At 40.6% G+C, this 16,420-nt stretch carries 17 protein-coding genes and 1 pseudogene; 3 read left to right on the top strand and 15 right to left on the bottom strand.

All coding sequences use genetic code 11. From position 1 onward, the window contains the following. Nucleotides 1-281: 281 nt before the first annotated feature. Nucleotides 282-1,055, bottom strand: a complete 774-nt coding sequence (locus tag BGC07_RS13185; RefSeq protein ID WP_069313481.1) for a hypothetical protein — start codon at nt 1,053-1,055, stop codon at nt 282-284. A 293-nt stretch (nt 1,056-1,348) separates the two neighbouring features. Here BGC07_RS13185 and BGC07_RS13180 point away from each other — a divergent pair, with 293 nt between their 5' ends. Continuing rightward, nucleotides 1,349-2,227 carry a hypothetical protein gene (locus BGC07_RS13180; RefSeq protein WP_069313480.1) on the top strand — a complete coding sequence of 293 codons (879 nt, stop codon included), beginning with the start codon at nt 1,349-1,351 and terminating at the stop codon, nt 2,225-2,227. A 57-nt stretch (nt 2,228-2,284) separates the two neighbouring features. On the opposite strand, the gene thiL is transcribed toward BGC07_RS13180, so the two are convergent. The 8 genes from thiL to glyA form a co-directional block, all read right to left on the bottom strand. After that, the gene (gene thiL / locus BGC07_RS13175) at nt 2,285-3,292 is read right to left on the bottom strand and encodes a thiamine-phosphate kinase (RefSeq protein ID WP_069313479.1); all 1,008 of its coding nucleotides are present in this window, start codon (nt 3,290-3,292) and stop codon (nt 2,285-2,287) included. After that, the gene (nusB, locus tag BGC07_RS13170) at nt 3,279-3,701 is read right to left on the bottom strand and encodes a transcription antitermination factor NusB (protein ID WP_069313478.1); all 423 of its coding nucleotides are present in this window, start codon (nt 3,699-3,701) and stop codon (nt 3,279-3,281) included. The genes thiL and nusB overlap by 14 nt, the downstream gene beginning before the upstream one ends. Before the next feature lies 1 nt (nt 3,702). After that, nucleotides 3,703-4,176, bottom strand: a complete 474-nt coding sequence (gene ribH, locus BGC07_RS13165; protein ID WP_069313477.1) for a 6,7-dimethyl-8-ribityllumazine synthase — start codon at nt 4,174-4,176, stop codon at nt 3,703-3,705. Nucleotides 4,177-4,266: 90 nt separating this feature from the next. Further along, entirely contained in the window at nt 4,267-4,890 is a 624-nt protein-coding gene (gene ribB, locus BGC07_RS13160) for a 3,4-dihydroxy-2-butanone-4-phosphate synthase (protein WP_069313476.1), read from the bottom strand. 30 nt (nt 4,891-4,920) lie between these two features. Continuing rightward, on the bottom strand, nt 4,921-5,592 hold the full coding sequence (locus BGC07_RS13155) for a riboflavin synthase (RefSeq protein ID WP_069313475.1): 672 nt from the start codon (nt 5,590-5,592) through the stop codon (nt 4,921-4,923). Between the two features lie 5 nt (nt 5,593-5,597). Continuing rightward, on the bottom strand, nt 5,598-6,740 hold the full coding sequence (gene ribD, locus BGC07_RS13150; protein ID WP_268801670.1) for a bifunctional diaminohydroxyphosphoribosylaminopyrimidine deaminase/5-amino-6-(5-phosphoribosylamino)uracil reductase RibD: 1,143 nt from the start codon (nt 6,738-6,740) through the stop codon (nt 5,598-5,600). Continuing rightward, nucleotides 6,737-7,198, bottom strand: coding sequence for a transcriptional regulator NrdR (gene nrdR / locus BGC07_RS13145; RefSeq protein ID WP_069313474.1), 462 nt, complete (start codon nt 7,196-7,198; stop codon nt 6,737-6,739). Before nrdR ends, ribD begins: the two co-directional genes overlap by 4 nt. Before the next feature lie 107 nt (nt 7,199-7,305). Continuing rightward, nucleotides 7,306-8,559 carry a serine hydroxymethyltransferase gene (gene glyA, locus BGC07_RS13140; protein ID WP_069313473.1) on the bottom strand — a complete coding sequence of 418 codons (1,254 nt, stop codon included), beginning with the start codon at nt 8,557-8,559 and terminating at the stop codon, nt 7,306-7,308. Between the two features lie 132 nt (nt 8,560-8,691). Here glyA and ettA point away from each other — a divergent pair, with 132 nt between their 5' ends. After that, nucleotides 8,692-10,371 carry an energy-dependent translational throttle protein EttA gene (gene ettA, locus BGC07_RS13135; protein WP_069313472.1) on the top strand — a complete coding sequence of 560 codons (1,680 nt, stop codon included), beginning with the start codon at nt 8,692-8,694 and terminating at the stop codon, nt 10,369-10,371. A gap of 213 nt (nt 10,372-10,584) precedes the next feature. On the opposite strand, the gene BGC07_RS13130 is transcribed toward ettA, so the two are convergent. Both BGC07_RS13130 and BGC07_RS13125 read right to left on the bottom strand, forming a co-directional pair. Further along, nucleotides 10,585-11,064 (bottom strand): hypothetical protein, encoded by a 480-nt coding sequence (locus tag BGC07_RS13130; protein WP_235603208.1) that lies wholly within the window; start codon nt 11,062-11,064, stop codon nt 10,585-10,587. 340 nt (nt 11,065-11,404) lie between these two features. Beyond that, nucleotides 11,405-11,737 carry a hypothetical protein gene (locus BGC07_RS13125; RefSeq protein WP_069313471.1) on the bottom strand — a complete coding sequence of 111 codons (333 nt, stop codon included), beginning with the start codon at nt 11,735-11,737 and terminating at the stop codon, nt 11,405-11,407. A 545-nt stretch (nt 11,738-12,282) separates the two neighbouring features. Here BGC07_RS13125 and BGC07_RS13120 point away from each other — a divergent pair. Beyond that, a pseudogene (locus BGC07_RS13120) lies at nt 12,283-13,318 on the top strand (IS481 family transposase). A gap of 279 nt (nt 13,319-13,597) precedes the next feature. Here the strand turns inward: BGC07_RS13120 and BGC07_RS13115 are convergent. The 4 genes from BGC07_RS13115 to BGC07_RS23935 all read right to left on the bottom strand — a co-directional run bounded on the left by BGC07_RS13115 (nt 13,598) and on the right by BGC07_RS23935 (nt 16,229). Then, nucleotides 13,598-14,452 (bottom strand): hypothetical protein, encoded by an 855-nt coding sequence (locus BGC07_RS13115; protein ID WP_069313470.1) that lies wholly within the window; start codon nt 14,450-14,452, stop codon nt 13,598-13,600. A 243-nt stretch (nt 14,453-14,695) separates the two neighbouring features. Next, nucleotides 14,696-15,358, bottom strand: a complete 663-nt coding sequence (locus BGC07_RS13110; protein WP_069313469.1) for a hypothetical protein — start codon at nt 15,356-15,358, stop codon at nt 14,696-14,698. A 63-nt stretch (nt 15,359-15,421) separates the two neighbouring features. Beyond that, nucleotides 15,422-15,595, bottom strand: a complete 174-nt coding sequence (locus BGC07_RS23940) for an IS1 family transposase (RefSeq protein WP_394332138.1) — start codon at nt 15,593-15,595, stop codon at nt 15,422-15,424. A 490-nt stretch (nt 15,596-16,085) separates the two neighbouring features. After that, nucleotides 16,086-16,229, bottom strand: coding sequence for a transposase (locus tag BGC07_RS23935; RefSeq protein WP_394332137.1), 144 nt, complete (start codon nt 16,227-16,229; stop codon nt 16,086-16,088). Nucleotides 16,230-16,420: the final 191 nt, after the last annotated feature.

Raw genomic sequence — 16,420 nt, 5'->3', positions numbered from 1 at the left:
TCCTGTCTCAGGGTTTATTACTTCAAAATCAGGGTTAAGCGTGACTGTACCAATTGTAAGGCTTTTCACATGCATAATACGGCTTTGATTGTTGCGGTCAAAATTGAAGCCTTGGCGCAAATTGCAAAATGAATTGATTTTAAACATCATTCTTTTTCCTTTCCTTAAAGTGCCTCATGATGGTTGGAGAGAAAAGATATAAGCCAACAATCAATACGAGAACAATAAAAGCTAGAATAGCTTTAAACAGCATCATTTTTATCTTCCTTTTAACGCCTGAGTTACGGAACCTGTTGACAGGCCGGAGAGTGTTGCCGCTCCACCGGCCGCATTAAAAAAGCCTTTTCTGATTCTCCGAGCGCCATTTCTTTTGTTCCATAACCAACACGATTCCATGCAATCGCGGTCCCTAAGTCTTTAATCGTGCCTGTCGCTGTATTATAAAGATGCTCATCAAAAGGTACTCCTTCATTTGCATCCCAGTTACCAGCCCATACCAAACCCATCCCGTAGCCTTGCGGTAAAGTTTGAAGCAATCCCGTTCCGATTTGTTTTGCACCTTGCATTGTGCCTTTGAGCGCATAAAACAGGTTGCTTTCTTCCATAAGTGTTTCACCAATTTGAGCACTACGAATCGCTGTAGCTGTCTCAACGAGTACAGAGACTCCTGCCGCACCAACAGTCATTCCTTCAACAAACCACCCTACAGGAGTAACTGCGAACAGGACCATCCCAGCAATCTCCAACGAGCGAACTTTATGATGATCTACATAATCAATACCTTCTTTTACATATCGCTCAGCCGCATGCCAAAGATGTTTAACCTTATCCCACCAAGTACGATGATTTCCATCCTGATCATGAGCAACAGGAGCCATAAACCGCGTTCTCACTGGCCACATACTTTTTTCAGTCGGATGTACTGCATGATCTGTTAAATCTGTATTGAAAGCGAGGCATATCGTCGCCTGATCATGGACTCCTCGCCAAGGTGTGCCTGTGATTTGATGTAATGAGGTTAGAATCTCTCGAATATGAGGCTTACCATTATTCATTATTTTTTATTTTTTATTTTTTCATTCCCTATGTCTAAATTATTGCAGCATAATAACACATACAAAGGGAAAATATTCAGAAGCTATTTTGTTTTAGACTTATTAATGTCCGGCTCAATAATACAGACCATCAGATTTAATTTTCTTTATAACACATGCCAAATAAATTATTAATGTTTTTGATTTTAAAGTATTGTTAATGACATCTAAAATATATAAAATCGAGTTTTATTTATAATATAGTAATAATATGCCTTGGAAAAAAAGTAACCTGCGGAACTGAAAACTTCAACATGTTAACCGATGTAGGAGGGAAAAAAGACTGTGTTCCTACAGCGGTAGCAATATTAACCTATAACCTGGGTTATGGTTATGGTTCTTCACTCTTTGCTAGGCGTGCTGCAACCTATGCACACCTTGCAAACCCACACCACCGTAGAAAAACGAAAAGAGCTTACCCATGCTTCATAGGCACAGCAACAAAACTGCAAGACGGGTTTTATGAAAATGAGACATGTTCACTTCTTGACAGTTATGGCTACCAATATTCAGCTTATACGTCTACCAGCTACGACTTATCTGGACAAGAACGATTAGGCCAGCATGCACAATCTGTTACCCCTGAAGGATTAATTGATTTAATTAATAACCTAGAAGATGGTGACGGAGCAATTATCAATGGAGTTCACCCAGGTGGTGGTGGACACGGTATCGCAATATTACGAAAGAAACATGTCACTGTTGCTCTAGATAGAATAGAAGACAACATTTGCTGGGCACATGTAGGAATTAGTCAAAAAATTGCTCGACTCGATAATGATGGCGAGATTGAGATCAGGGGCGCGCCTCCTGGACAAAGAAAAAAATCTCACAAAGAAGCAAAACTTAGTGGGCTAGAATCTATTCGCTCTGTATTTATTATAAAAAAGCAAAGCCTAGCGCAGATGTACTGGAACGCCGCTTTGAATAGCGTCAGCAGAATGGGGGAGTATGTTGGGCGAGTTAGCTTTGCTCAAAGCAATCAAACTAATACTGTAAAAAAACAAATCCGAACTGAAAAAGCTGAGGAAGAAACACAAGCTCCTCTATTGTTTTTTCAAAAAACCTCTAATGAAAGGCTAGCATATGTTAAAGAACCACTTGCGCTTAGCAACAGTCCCCTAGAAGAATAAAACGACTCTCTGTAATGATTAGAAAAAAATTAACAATAGGGCTTAATACTAAATAGCTTAAAAGTGTTCATAACCTGACAATTTTAAGCTTTCCGCTTTACTCTTGTAATAAAAAGAAAGCATACCTCCAGAGACAGCCTCTCCAACTTGAAAAATCTTAACATTTTCCTTTCTTAATATATTTAGTAATTTTTCTTTATTTTTTTGACTAACACTAAAACAAAGCTCATAATCCTCACCACCCGCAAGTGCATATTGCCATTTTTTATTTAAATCGAAATTTAAATAATTAAAAGCTGGGTGATAGGGAATATCATCTAAGTTAACTTTCGCTCCACAATTGCTCTGCTTTAATAAATGGTTTAAATCTGAAACTAAACCATCAGAGATATCAATACAGCTATTTGCATACTCTTTTAAAATTAAGCCAAACTGCCAGCGGGCCTTTGGTAAACATAAAGCTTGGTCTACAAGTAGAGCCGCTTTTCCGTCATTCTCATCATTAAATGCAATTTTGCCTAATCTATATGCCAAACCAAGCGCAGCTCCTCCTAATGGCCCTGAAACATAAAGAGCATCTCCAACCTGCATACCAGAGCGTTTAAGTGCTTTATCTTTTTCAACCGTTCCCTGCACTTGCAAGCTCATGCTAAGTGGCCCGCGTGTGGTATCTCCCCCCACTAGGCTCATACCTGTTTCATCTAAAGCTTGGAATAATCCCTGACTAAATAATTCTAACCAGTTTTCATTGACTTCTGGTAATGTTAAAGCTAATGTTAGCCAGCGCGGCTGTGCGCCCATCGCAGCTAAATCACTGACATTAACCATCACCGCTTTATAGCCAATATTAAATGGCTTTTCATCAGCGAAAAAATGTACACCAGATACTAAAGTATCGATAGAGGCGGCAACCACTTCACCTGGATTTACTTCAAGTAAAGCACAATCATCGCCGATACCTAAAATAACGCTTTGATTTTGACTAAAAGAAGAGCGCTTAAAAAAGCGCTCTATCAAATCAAATTCACCTAAAGATTGAGATGTATTTTGACTATTTTTGCTCATCTTTGCGGACACTTTGTGCAACACGATCTAACACGCTATTGACAAATTTATGGGCATCTTCCGCACCAAAGGTTTTTGCCATCTCAACACCTTCGTTAATAACAACACGATATGGAATATCTAAGCGCTCTTTCAGCTCATAGGTGCCAACACGCAACACAGCCAATTCGACGGGGCTAATTTCATCAACAGCACGTTGTAAAAATGGCTTGAAAATTTCATCCAACTCACTAATTTGTGTGGGGATTGCATGCAATAACTCATGAAAATAATCACCATCTAAATGCTGCATCTCATTAGTCGCGCGAAATTGTGTTTCAATGGCAGATAGATTGTCACCTGTCATTGCCCACTGATATAAAGCTTGAACGAGAATTTTACGGCTCTTATGGCGCATCTTAGGGCTCATATTACTCTCCAAGCAACGACGTAACATTTAATGTTTCAATCAATGCCATCGCCGCTTCCGCGCCTTTATTTCCAGCTTTTGTACCTGCACGCTCTATCGCTTGCTCGATATTATCCGTTGTTAATACACCAAAACTAACCGGTAACTCATGAGAGAGCATCACTTGAGCAATGCCTTTAGCACACTCTCCCGCCACATAATCAAAATGAGGGGTACCACCACGGATCACCGCACCCAAAGCAACAATACCAGCATATTGACGTTGACGTGCAACTTGCTGCACAACCAGAGGCAATTCAAAAGCGCCAGGCGCTTTAATCACCGTGATATTTTCTTCATTTACTCCATGACGACGTAAGCAGTCAATGGCACCATCAATTAAGCTATCGACAATAAAACTGTTAAAACGACCTGCAACAATCGCAATTTTACCTTTAGGTGCAATCAGTTGACCTTCTATGACTTTTACGTTCATGCTCTTCACTCTATTTTAATTTCAAAAAACCCAACAAAATAATACTTAAATTTATTCAGTAATAGCTTAACAGCTTTATCTTTATAAAATTTAAGCGACTTTCTTTAAACGCTGGCAATATTCAACCAAATCGGCCACCGTACCAATTTTTAATCCATGCGCTTTGGCATAATCAAATAATTCATCGCGGCGCGCCATATTGCCATCATCACCAATAATTTCAACCAATACTCCAGCAGAAGAACATCCTGCTAAACGTGCTAATTCTACAGAAGCTTCAGTATGGCCTTGGCGCTCTAATACTCCACCATCAACAGCACGTAAGGGAAAAATATGCCCAGGCATGACGACATCTGCAGGCTTCGCATCTTTGGATATCGCCGTGTGAATCGTCTTTGCACGATCAAACGTCGAAATTCCTGTTGTCACCCCTTCTGCCGCCTCGATAGATACCGTAAAATTAGTATGATATTGAGTCCCATTGCTATCGGCAGGCACCATCATTGGTAATTTTAAGCGATCACACATTTCACCACTCATAGGCAAGCAGACCAAGCCACGGCCATGACGGATCATAAAGTTAATTGCCTCAGGCGTCACCTTATCCGCTGCCATGATGAGGTCCCCTTCATTTTCACGGTCTTCATCGTCTAGCAAGACCACCATATTTCCTGCTTTAATCTCAGCAATTAACTCTTCTGTAGTACTTAACATCTGCAACTTCCGCCTCTTCAATATCGATTCTTATACAAACCCATGCTGCTTTAAAAAATTCTCATCAATGGTTTTTTTATGACTCTGTGTGCTGTCACTATCACCTTGGCAACTTATTAACCGCTCTAAATAGCGAGCAAGCAAATCTACCTCTAAGTTCACTTTTCCACCCACTTTATAGCCTGGGATAATGGTTTTTTCCTGAGTATGCGGAATAATATTCAGCTCAAAAATATCGTTTTCTATGCGATTAACCGTTAAGCTCGTGCCATCCACACAAATCGAGCCTTTCGGTGCAATATAACGTAATAAACTGTTAGGGGCTTTCACCTGATAGGAAGTCGACCGACCCGCCGGCTGAATAGCGACAATCTCACCGACCCCATCCACATGGCCACTGACCAAATGCCCGCCTAAACGTGAGCTTAATTGCAGCGCTTTCTCTAAGTTAACCGCACTTCCCGGCTTTAAATCTTTGAGTGTCGTCAAATTTAAGCTTTCTATAGAAACATCAACGCTAAAAAAAGAAGAGCCAGAATCAAAGCTTACGACAGTAAAACAAGCACCATTAATCGCAATACTATCGCCAAGTGCAACATCGCTCAGATCTAAATCACCAGCAGCAATGCTCAAGCGCGCATCTTCACCTTGAAAGACCAAAGATTGAACCTGCCCAACAGCAGCAACTAAGCCTGTAAACATACCTATCAAACCACCGGTTTTAGTATAAAACGCATATCATCGCCGAAACGGCGCAGATCTTCAAGCTTCAATGCAACTTTATCGCTCATTTTAGCAAGTGGCAATTCAAACAAAGGCCGCGCCTGGCTGCCTAATAATACCGTTGCCATATAGATAACTAACTCATCACACAAGCCCTGAGCCATTAATGCTCCAGCCAAACTCGCACCGGCTTCGACATGCAACTCATTAATATCTCTTGCAGCAAGTTCTTGCATACACCACAATAAATCTATTTTTCCAAGCTCATTCACGGGCGCATAAATAACTTCTACGCCCAAACCCATTAAAGCTCGGGCTTGATCACTGCCTTTTTTCACTTCACTCGTAATAATCAACACAGAACCGCTTATCTGACCGGCTTGTTGTAAAATTTTGGCCTGTGGGGAAATCCTTAACTGGCTATCTAAAATAATTCGTAATGGCTGATCTTGCTCTAAAAACGCTTCACCTAATTCACCAGAGCGCACTTTCAATTCAGGGTCATCGTGTAATACCGTGCCAATACCTGTTAAGATCGCCGAACTACGCGCGCGCAAACGCTGAACATCTTGGCGTGACTCGGGGCCTGTAATCCACTGGCTTTTCCCTGAAGCCATCGCCGTGCGACCATCTAAGCTTTGGGCCATTTTAATGCGTATCCACGGGCGATTTTTCTCAATTCGCGTTAAAAACCCTGGATTTAAACCTCGAGCCTGTTCTTCTAATACACCGACTCTTACCTCTATTCCCGCAGCGCGTAATTTTTCTATGCCTTTTCCAGCAACCTGATCAAATGGATCTTGCATGGCAATAACAACGCGACTCACATTGGCTTTCACTAAAGCTTCAGCACAAGGCCCGGTACGCCCCGTATGGGCACAAGGCTCTAGCGTGACATAGGCGGTTGCACCGTGGGCGTTTTCACCCGCTTGCCTGAGTGCATACACCTCGGCATGTGGGCCACCGGCACGTTGATGATAACCTTCACCAATTATTTCACCTTCTTTAACCAATACACAGCCCACACAGGGATTTGGTTTAGCGGTATAACACGCCTTTTCAGCCAAATTCAATGCCCGCTGCATATATTTTTGATCTAAACTATCTTGATCTAATTGCGTGTTCACGCACTCTCACCTTGCAATAAACGCTCAATTTCGCGTCGAAACTCATCGACATCCTGAAAACTTCGATAAATCGACGCAAAGCGCACATAAGCGACTTGATCCAACCCTTTTAACTCACCCATCACCCACTCACCGAGCAGGCCAGAGTCGACTTCACGCTCACCGATCGCGCGCATTTGTGAACTGATTTTCTGAATCAAAGCGTCGATATCTTTTGCAGACACTGGCCGTTTTTCCAGGGCATGCGTCACCCCTTTACGCAACTTATCTTCATTAAAACTTTCACGATCACCATTGCGCTTCACCACACGCGGCATCGCCAGTTCCACCCCTTCATAGGTCGTAAAACGCTCACTGCACTGAATGCATTCACGGCGACGACGCACTTGGTTGCTTTCACTCACCCAGCGTGAGTCAATCACTTTCGTATCTTTATGTTGACAAAATGGACACTGCATTTATATCACCTGCTAAGCTTGCTAGATTTCCTAGACTTTAAAGCCAGTCACTAGAGAACTTTCTAGCAACTGGCCGATTATTCTACCCTCTAGCTATCTTCTAAATTTTACTTTTTATACACAGGAAACTCGCGACACAATGACGCCGCCGATTGCTTAGTCTTTTCAATCACAGATTCATCGCCCATATGATCTAAGACATCACAAATCAGCTCGGCCACCTGCTTGGCTTCTGCTTCTTTAAAGCCACGCGTCGTAATCGCCGGAGAACCCAAGCGCAAACCGCTAGTTACAAACGGTGAACGAGGATCATTCGGCACTGAGTTTTTATTCACGGTAATATTGGCACGACCCAGTGCTTCTTCCGCATCTTTACCGGTAATATCCTTATCGATTAAATCCACTAAGAACAAGTGATTTTCTGTGCCATTCGAAACCACCTTATAACCGCGCTCCATCAGGACACTGACCATCGCCTTAGCATTCTTTAATACTTGCGTTTGATGTTCTTTAAATTCAGGTTCCATCGCTTCTTTGAAAGCCACCGCTTTTGCTGCGATAACATGCATTAACGGGCCACCTTGCATACCGGGGAAAACGGCTGAATTTAGTTTTTTCTCAATCTCCGGGTTCGCTTTTGCCAAGATCAAACCACTGCGTGGGCCGCGCAAGGTTTTATGCGTAGTCGTTGTCACCACATCAGCGACTGGCACCGGGTTTGGATACAAGCCGGCGGCAATTAAGCCGGCAACATGCGCCATATCAACCATTAAATACGCACCGACTTCATCAGCGATATCACGAAAACGTTGCCAGTCAACGATGCCAGAATAGGCAGAGAAACCTGCGACGATCATTTTCGGCTTGTGTTCGCGAGCTAATTCAGCAACTTGATCATAGTCAATTTCACCCGTCGCTTCGCTTAAACCATATTGAATCGCATTATAATGCTTGCCGGAAAAGTTCACTTTAGAGCCATGCGTTAAATGGCCACCATGCGCTAAACTCATGCCTAACACCGTATCACCCGGCGTTAATAAGGCCTGATACACCGCAGCATTGGCTTGTGAACCGGCATGCGGCTGAACATTAGCATAGTCTGCACCGAACAATTCTTTAGCACGTTCAACAGCGAGACGCTCAGCAACATCAACATACTCACAACCACCATAATAACGCTTACCCGCGTAGCCTTCGGCATATTTATTGGTCAATACAGAGCCTTGTGCTTCGAGCACGCGAGGGCTAGTATAGTTCTCTGAAGCGATCAATTCGATATGTTCTTCTTGGCGAATGCCTTCATCTTGTATTGCTTTTGCAAGTTCAGGGTCGAAATCTGCAATCGTACGCGGGTCAAACATGCTTACTCTCCAAAGTTTTGAGTAGAAATTTCAGACAGCGTTATTCTACCAGAAGTTTTCTTCTTTTGCTGGACTGGTGGTATGATTTCATCAGTTTCCATAAAACAAGACAACATAAGGCAACCATATACGATGGCACAATACATTTTCACCATGAACCGGGTCAGCAAAGTTGTCCCTCCCGGTAAAACCATTTTAAAAGACATTTCTTTATCCTTTTTTCCTGGGGCGAAAATCGGCGTTTTGGGCTTAAATGGCGCGGGTAAATCCACCTTGTTACGCATTATGGCCGGTGTCGATCAAGAGTTCGATGGCGAAGCTCGCCCACAACCTGGCATTAATATCGGCTATCTGCCCCAAGAGCCCCAACTTGATCCGACTAAAGATGTGCGCGGCAATGTCGAAATCGGCATCAAAGAAACCAAGGCCATCGTTGACCGCTATAACGAAATCAACATGAAATTTGCCGATCCTGAGCTTGATCCTGATGAAATGACAACACTGCTCGAAGAGCAAGCCGAGTTACAAAATCAAATCGATGCGGCCAATGCCTGGGATTTAGACCGTACGCTAGAAATTGCGGCTGATGCGCTGCGCCTGCCGCCTTGGGATGCCGATGTCTCTGTCCTTTCAGGAGGTGAGCGTCGTCGTGTTGCCCTTTGCCAATTATTACTCTCTAACCCAGATATGTTACTTCTGGATGAGCCAACCAACCATTTAGATGCTGAAAGTGTCGCTTGGCTTGAGCGTTTCTTACATGAGTTTAAAGGCACCGTTGTTGCCATTACCCACGACCGTTACTTCTTAGATAACGTCGCCGGCTGGATTTTAGAGCTTGACCGTGGCGAAGGCATCCCTTATGAGGGTAATTATTCATCCTGGCTTGAGCAAAAAGAACAGCGTTTAGAGCAAGAGAAACGTCAAGAAGATGCCCACAACCGCAGCATCAAGGCCGAACTTGAATGGGTACGCTCTAATCCAAAAGGTCGCCGCGCCAAAAGTAAAGCTCGGTTAGCCCGTTTTGAAGAACTCTCTTCACAAGAATTTCAAAAGCGTAATGAAACCCAGTCGCTTTATATTCCCCCAGGGCAACGCCTGGGCGATCTTGTCATCGAGGCAAATAATATTGCCAAAGGTTTTGGTGAGCGTGTACTCATCGATGATTTAAGCTTTAACCTCCCTCGTGGCGGCATCGTCGGTATTATCGGCCCTAACGGTGCGGGTAAAACAACACTCTTTAAATTACTCACCGGTCAAGAAACTACGGACAAAGGCGACTTTAGAGTCGGCGAAACGGTAGACCTCGCCTGCGTTGATCAATCTCGTGATGCCTTAGATGATAATAAAACCGTCTGGGAAGAAATCTCCGAAGGTTCTGATCACATCACCGTTGGCAGCTTTACCATGCCATCGCGTGCTTATGTCAGCCGTTTTAATTTTAAAGGCGGTGACCAACAAAAACGCATCAGTGATTTATCCGGTGGTGAGCGCAACCGTGTCCACCTTGCTAAATTATTAAAGCGTGGCGGCAATTTATTACTACTCGATGAGCCGACCAATGACTTAGACGTAGAAACCTTACGCGCGCTAGAAGATGCACTACTTAACTTCCCAGGCTGTGCTGTTGTGATTTCGCACGATCGTTGGTTCTTAGATCGTATCGCTACTCACATTTTAGCCTATGAAGGTGATAGCCATGTCGAATGGTTTGAAGGCAACTATACCGAGTACGAAGCGGATCGTAAGCACCGTTTAGGTATCGATGCAGAACAGCCACATCGTATTAAGTACAAGCGTTTGGCCGGTGCTTAAATAAACTTCAAGAAAGAGGAACATTAGCTATGTTTCTCTTTCTTTTATCAAATTTAAAACAACAAAAAAATATAAAATTTTCAACTACCGCGACTACCCAGTCATTGGGCTTCAAGCCCCTATACGAATTGAGATGCTGTACGTGAACAATCTTCTATTTCTTCCAGACTATAGCCACTCACATTTTCTGCTTCGAAAAATGACATAAATGGTTTATAAGTTGTACTTTGGTATTCTAGCCCATTTCGCCATTCTGGATTTAACTCCCCAAAAAATTCTAATAATGACATTATCTCTAACACCATCATCATTATTAAATAAACTTTGGTACTTTTTAGTATATAGACCTTCGTAATTTTCATTGTCACGAAGGGACCGGTAGATCCCTTGATTTGGATCTATATGATGATAGGCGCCATCTCTTGTCGAAAATGCATTCCATGAATGCCCTTCAGTTTCGAGAATAAATACTTTATTTGGATTTTCTAAGATATATTTTTTCACATCTTCCCAATTATCTACCACTGTAGACTCTAACTCCATTAGAGTTTCATGGGTATCCCAAGACTCAAGATCCTCTGTATACGCTCCTTGAGCACCTGTTAAAATTTCTGCCGCTTGAATACTATGAACAACACATTCCCCAGACTCCTTTGATGGATTTATTTTATTTAAGAAACCAAATAGCCCCATATTGAATTACCTCGTAACTATTCACCTTATAAGCTCAAATAATAACTCTCACATTAGTTCTTTTGATATAACTGTATGTTTTGACAATTTGTTTTCATTAGGCTTTATTATTGTTATTAGTATGCAAGAAGCTATTATTTAATTGCTGAACATTTGTGCAGGACAAATTTAACCGCCAAAAGTAAAGTTTTCACGCTGTCACTTTTAACTTTCTGCTAATCAAAAGGAAAAAGTTAGAAACAGGTTTTCCTGTCTCTAGTACTCCGTGCTAGTGACAGAAAACAAGAATTAATTGAATGCACAGCAGGCTAAATAAGCGGCTATTGACTAGACTCTTACATCACATACAAAAAGAAGAAATTTCTTGTGCAGAATCTCTATCGACTTTTTCCTCATAATCCATGCCACCACGACGGGCAATTGTAGACTGTAATTGATGTTTGAAAATTGGTGTAAGAGGGGCAACCTTTTCTGGCATAGGCCAATGATTTAATCGGTCTTGAGGGTCAGAACTAGGAGGTTGAGACACAAAAACTTGATGAATCTCGTCACCAGAACGAATTCCAGAAGCGATTTCGCGAACTATGGTTGCATCTTGATTTTGTTGCATCATGTTGAACAAAAGTAAGGGAGTGCGGTCTCGTTTTCTAATTTTTCTATCTGATAATGGCATTTTATTATTCCTAAAACAAAGTAAAAAAATATAAAGAACGACCACCTTTACATAATGATCATGTCTTTGCTTTAGGAAAAAATTATATGCGCACAACATATGCTCGAATATAGATAAAAAAAACTTAATTCTATATATTCAAAAAGCTATGGTGAAAAACAAGATATTACACGATGCTCAATTTTACCAACTGATTGATAAGGGCAGCTTCGATACTTTTGTTTTGGAGCAAGAAAATCAAAAGAAATATACCTATGTCATTAGAGGGTTTCATCATTGCCGTATACTATTTGATTGAAGATATTTATAATCAACTGCCTGATACAGCTCAATTTCGTCGTAACGGTTTTGCTCCAGCTTCAAGTGATTGAGAAGTCATTGCGATGGAAATTATCAAAAAATTTTTAGGCATTGATACTGATAAAGCCGTCTGTCATTGCTTTAAATGGATTAGTTCTGACTTGATCTGACATTTGCTTGAAAAAGCGAGGGTTTCCGACTTTGATTTAAGTGCAAACATTAAACCACAAAAGAAGGTTACCCTCATGTTAAATACTACAGACAAAATCATAAAACATAAAGTTGGGCTTTTAAATTTAGCAGAAGAATTAGGCAATGTTTCTAAAGCGTGCAAGCTCATGGGATTATCGCGAGATACATTTTATCGTTACAAGACCGCTGTTGAAGAAGGTGGCGTTGAAGCCTTATTTGATAGCAATCGCCGTAAACCCAACTTGCAAAATAGGGTTGATGCTCATATTGAGCAAGCCGTCATTGAGTATGCGATAGAAGAACCTGCACATGGGCAGCATAGAGCAAGCAATGAGCTTCGTAAGCGAGGTATTTTTGTTTCTGGGAGCGGTGTTCGCAGTGTGTGAGTCCGCAACAATTTAGCGAACTTTAAAGCTCGACTGAAAGCATTAGAAACTAAAGTTGCGGAAGATGGAATTATTTTAACAGAAGCTCAAGTCATTGCTCTTGAGAAAAAGAAACATGATGATGAAGCTTGCGGTGAAATTGAAACGGCACATCCTGGATATTTGGGTTCTCAAGATACTTTACTATGTGGGCACTTTTAAAGGGGTTGGCCGCGTTTACCAGCAGACTTTTGTTGATACCTATAGCAAAGTGGCCTGTGCGAAGCTTTACACAACTAAAACACCCATTACAGCTGCAGATGCACTTAATGATAAAGTGCTCCCCCTCTTTGAGCAGTATGATTTGCCAATGCTTCGGATTTTAACTGATCGAGGCACTGAGTACTGTGGAAAGGCTGAGCAGCATGATTATCAACTTTATTTAGCATTAAATGATATCGAGCATACGAAAACTAAGGCTCAATCGCCCCAAACCAATGGTATTTGTGAGCGCTTCCATAAAACTATTTTACAAGAGTTTTATCAGGTTATTCTTCGTAAAAAGGTTTACTCTGATATCCAGTCTATACAAAAAGATCTGGACGAATGGATCAATTACTATAATAATGAGCGAACTCATCAAGGTAAAGTTTGCTGTGGACGAACTCCAATGCAAACTTTGATTGATGGAAAACAAATCTGGAAGGAAAAGGTTTTTAACTAAACTTTACCTGACAGTCACCTAATGAAAAGTTGGGAACTGTCAGATGAGGTCTGAGCTACTACACTTTAAACCGCACTGGAAGTAATAAGTTTCCTTAACTTATCTCAAGACAAAATTTCGTGAAACAAGCAGCTTCACTTTAAAATGTCAAGCAGTACACCCAGCAACAAGTGATCAAATCGCGCGGTGTTCTCCACCGCATAGCCACTATTTGATAGTACGGACCCTGATTTTATGCTGTTTCTTCGAATAACACTGAAACTATAAAGAAATAGCTTTTTATAACGACTGCATTTCTATTTCTTTACTTTTGGGAAGGTCTTTATCTTTTCCCACTGCATCAATAAAAATTAATGCTCTTCTTGCTGAGAAAGTTTCTGGCTGCTTTATTGCGAAGTTAGGCTGATAGTTTGGGTTAGCCATCCATTCACCCTTATGATCCCAACACCCTACAATATCTCGAGCTTCAACCTTACCAATAATATTAACTTCTTGTTTGAACTTACAGGCAGTACTGAGAACACGAGAGTTGCTTCTTGCCTTATGGGTGCCGACTATATCGACCCCTCCAGAACCTCGGTAGTTAATCTTATATGTATAACCATTCTTAACCATTGGTTCTTCCAGTGGCATTCCAATCATAGGAATAATTTCCTGAGAATCACTTTCAGCAACTTGCTTTGATTTAGAAGTCGATAGTCCTGTTCCCTTAGAAGTACCACTTATATAAGGTTCTAGCGTAGGCGTAGAATTAGCGCTCATACCATTTGTAAATGCATCCTCTGGAGACTGCATTGTGCCTAGATACAATTTCCCAGAATAAAAAACAACTTTTTTACCCTGGGGGTAATATTTCCCCCAATTTTCCTTAGGGTCATGTGCTTCTAAAGCATCTATTAAATACATAGCAAACGAGTGATTATTGAGTTTGGTATCATCTGACTTAAAATAGTCATCTAACAACTGCTTAGGGTTCGATTGTGGATTTGACAATTTATCCTGCAAGTTTTTTATATGAGGATACATTTTTTTGCCATGTCTTATACTAGCAAATCGTCCAGCAGTGTATCCTGGACGTATAGCCATTTTAGTATAATTTTCGAAAGCTTTTTTAAAAATTTGAGAATATTTCATACTACATAGACCTAAATTTAATTACGACAAGAATCTAAAGGTGTTTATGATAAACATGTTTATCTTATAGGATAAACAAAACCAATAAGGTAATTTTTTGGTAAATAAAAGGTAATTTTTTAGAAAATTCGGCGTGGTATTCTGTACTGCAAACCTCGAAAAACAAAAGATCAGTGCCACGAAACTGACGCCAGCACCATCTCACAAAACCACACCTCTGGGAGAATACCTTAACAAGCTTAATCAGACTAAAGCCCACTCTGAATCTAAAGGTGACTCTTTTTGCCGCTCTTTTGATTTCTCAAAGAATATAAAAGAACTCTTAGAATCACCAAGATCAACCCACTCATCTTTATCAATAACTTCATACTCTGACTCAACAAGAGATATGTCCAAAGAGCTTCTTAGTTGGCTCTCTAACTCTTTTGTATAATTGGCCCCATCAGTTTTATCAAAAAAATTATTATCAGCATATATGGTCGTGAAACCTTCCTTTCGAGCAGGATGTAAATGATACTCTGCATTATCAGTAAAAATTAAATCTTGAGGCTTGCACTTATAATGTCGTTGAATCTCTTTTAATGCTGGTGTTTTGTCCAGCTGGTCGTTGAAATATAAAAATGAATCACCTAAGTCAATTCCATATTCTTTTTCAACAAAACTTCTAATCTCGTACTTCTCAATGTTACCAGCAGTAACAAAAGCAATTGCATGTCCTTCTGCTATAATGCTTTCCATTATAGACTTCATTTTTTGCTTGTTAATCGAGTAACACGTACCAAAATAACCACCATATGGATCATAACTAGAAGGGGTTTTACTAACCTTATTTAATATTTTATCAATATTAGGTCGAGAAGATAGTAAAGTTTCATCAATATCAAACACGAATACTTTTTTTGCCATTGAGTAAGTCTCCCTTGATCACTCTTTTACCTGATAGCCCTCCAAAAGTGTTGCTGGCTAGCATTAAACTACCCTCCCAAATTCATAACCATTAATGAATAAACTAATCACGATATCATGGATCAATCCACTCTTAGAAAAACAGATCGTTTTTCGGCAAAGTCTCTTAATTCTCATACGTAGCGTTAAGAGCGTTAAGAATTTACGTTCAATTTTTGTGATCAATGCTTTCGAGATATTATGCTTTTTTATCTAAAAGTCCGATATAAGATTCCCAGCCATCACCATGATGAATTTTAATTTCATAACGACTCAAAACCTTTTTAAATCCCTAAAACCATCATCTTTTCTTCTGCCAAACACAAAGGCAATCATTTCTCCGGTATGTGTATCGAATGCAATTCATAACCACCAGCTCACGTAAGCGTCACCACTTCGGCAGGTATTTTGCATATCTAATGTGACAAAATCTCCTCTAACTCGACCTACTCACCCCATATTTTGCAGCTTTTTCTCATATTAACATGCAAAATAAGGTCAACAATTAATAAAAACTTCTTTTTTTCTATATTATTATAGTACCCCCCATTTTTATCTATTGCCTTCAGTTGGTTTCTTACATACTCTCGAATCACCTCTTCGCTAACATTAACAATCGTTTCTACGAAAAAGATTTAAGTCCATAACTTCCCTCCAAAAGTATCGTTTTTTAACCTATGGATATAACTTAAAACAATTGCCTTGCTGAAATATTTTTTACCACTTGTGTTATATTTGGTGGCGATACTTTTGACTCTGACTTAACCACCATGTGTATATGATTAATCGGAGCCTCTAACTCAACAATCTCAATATGATAATCATAACCAATCTTTTCTATAATTCATTTCAACGTACTTCTGTAAGGCTCATCAAAAACCTTGTGTCTATATAAAATTGTGCAAAACTGAACTTTTCTATCTCCGCCACAAGCAGTCGAGTATTTCGAGAAATTCTCCCTTCCGGCGGCAATGCGCTTTGTTTTCTTTCGCCGCAAGCGGCGAGGAAGGCAACCCTAAGTGA

This window comes from Piscirickettsia litoralis (assembly GCF_001720395.1).
GTDB classification, from domain to species: Bacteria; Pseudomonadota; Gammaproteobacteria; order Piscirickettsiales; family Piscirickettsiaceae; genus Piscirickettsia; species Piscirickettsia litoralis.
This window is presented reverse-complemented; position numbering and strand designations above follow the sequence as displayed.

What these genes read in the sequence shown, in the direction of transcription:
- ribH (WP_069313477.1), bottom strand. Translation starts at nt 4,176, where the DNA reads ATGAACGTAAAAGTCATAGAAGGTCAACTGATTGCACCTAAAGGTAAA.
- ribB (WP_069313476.1), bottom strand. Translation starts at nt 4,890, where the DNA reads ATGTTAAGTACTACAGAAGAGTTAATTGCTGAGATTAAAGCAGGAAAT.
- ettA (WP_069313472.1), top strand. Translation starts at nt 8,692, where the DNA reads ATGGCACAATACATTTTCACCATGAACCGGGTCAGCAAAGTTGTCCCT.
- BGC07_RS13185 (WP_069313481.1), bottom strand. Translation starts at nt 1,055, where the DNA reads ATGAATAATGGTAAGCCTCATATTCGAGAGATTCTAACCTCATTACAT.
- BGC07_RS13155 (WP_069313475.1), bottom strand. Translation starts at nt 5,592, where the DNA reads ATGTTTACAGGCTTAGTTGCTGCTGTTGGGCAGGTTCAATCTTTGGTC.
- BGC07_RS13115 (WP_069313470.1), bottom strand. Translation starts at nt 14,452, where the DNA reads ATGAAATATTCTCAAATTTTTAAAAAAGCTTTCGAAAATTATACTAAA.
- glyA (WP_069313473.1), bottom strand. Translation starts at nt 8,559, where the DNA reads ATGTTTGACCCGCGTACGATTGCAGATTTCGACCCTGAACTTGCAAAA.
- BGC07_RS13180 (WP_069313480.1), top strand. Translation starts at nt 1,349, where the DNA reads ATGTTAACCGATGTAGGAGGGAAAAAAGACTGTGTTCCTACAGCGGTA.
- thiL (WP_069313479.1), bottom strand. Translation starts at nt 3,292, where the DNA reads ATGAGCAAAAATAGTCAAAATACATCTCAATCTTTAGGTGAATTTGAT.
- BGC07_RS13110 (WP_069313469.1), bottom strand. Translation starts at nt 15,358, where the DNA reads ATGGCAAAAAAAGTATTCGTGTTTGATATTGATGAAACTTTACTATCT.
- nusB (WP_069313478.1), bottom strand. Translation starts at nt 3,701, where the DNA reads ATGAGCCCTAAGATGCGCCATAAGAGCCGTAAAATTCTCGTTCAAGCT.
- BGC07_RS13125 (WP_069313471.1), bottom strand. Translation starts at nt 11,737, where the DNA reads ATGCCATTATCAGATAGAAAAATTAGAAAACGAGACCGCACTCCCTTA.
- nrdR (WP_069313474.1), bottom strand. Translation starts at nt 7,198, where the DNA reads ATGCAGTGTCCATTTTGTCAACATAAAGATACGAAAGTGATTGACTCA.
- BGC07_RS13130 (WP_235603208.1), bottom strand. Translation starts at nt 11,064, where the DNA reads ATGGGGCTATTTGGTTTCTTAAATAAAATAAATCCATCAAAGGAGTCT.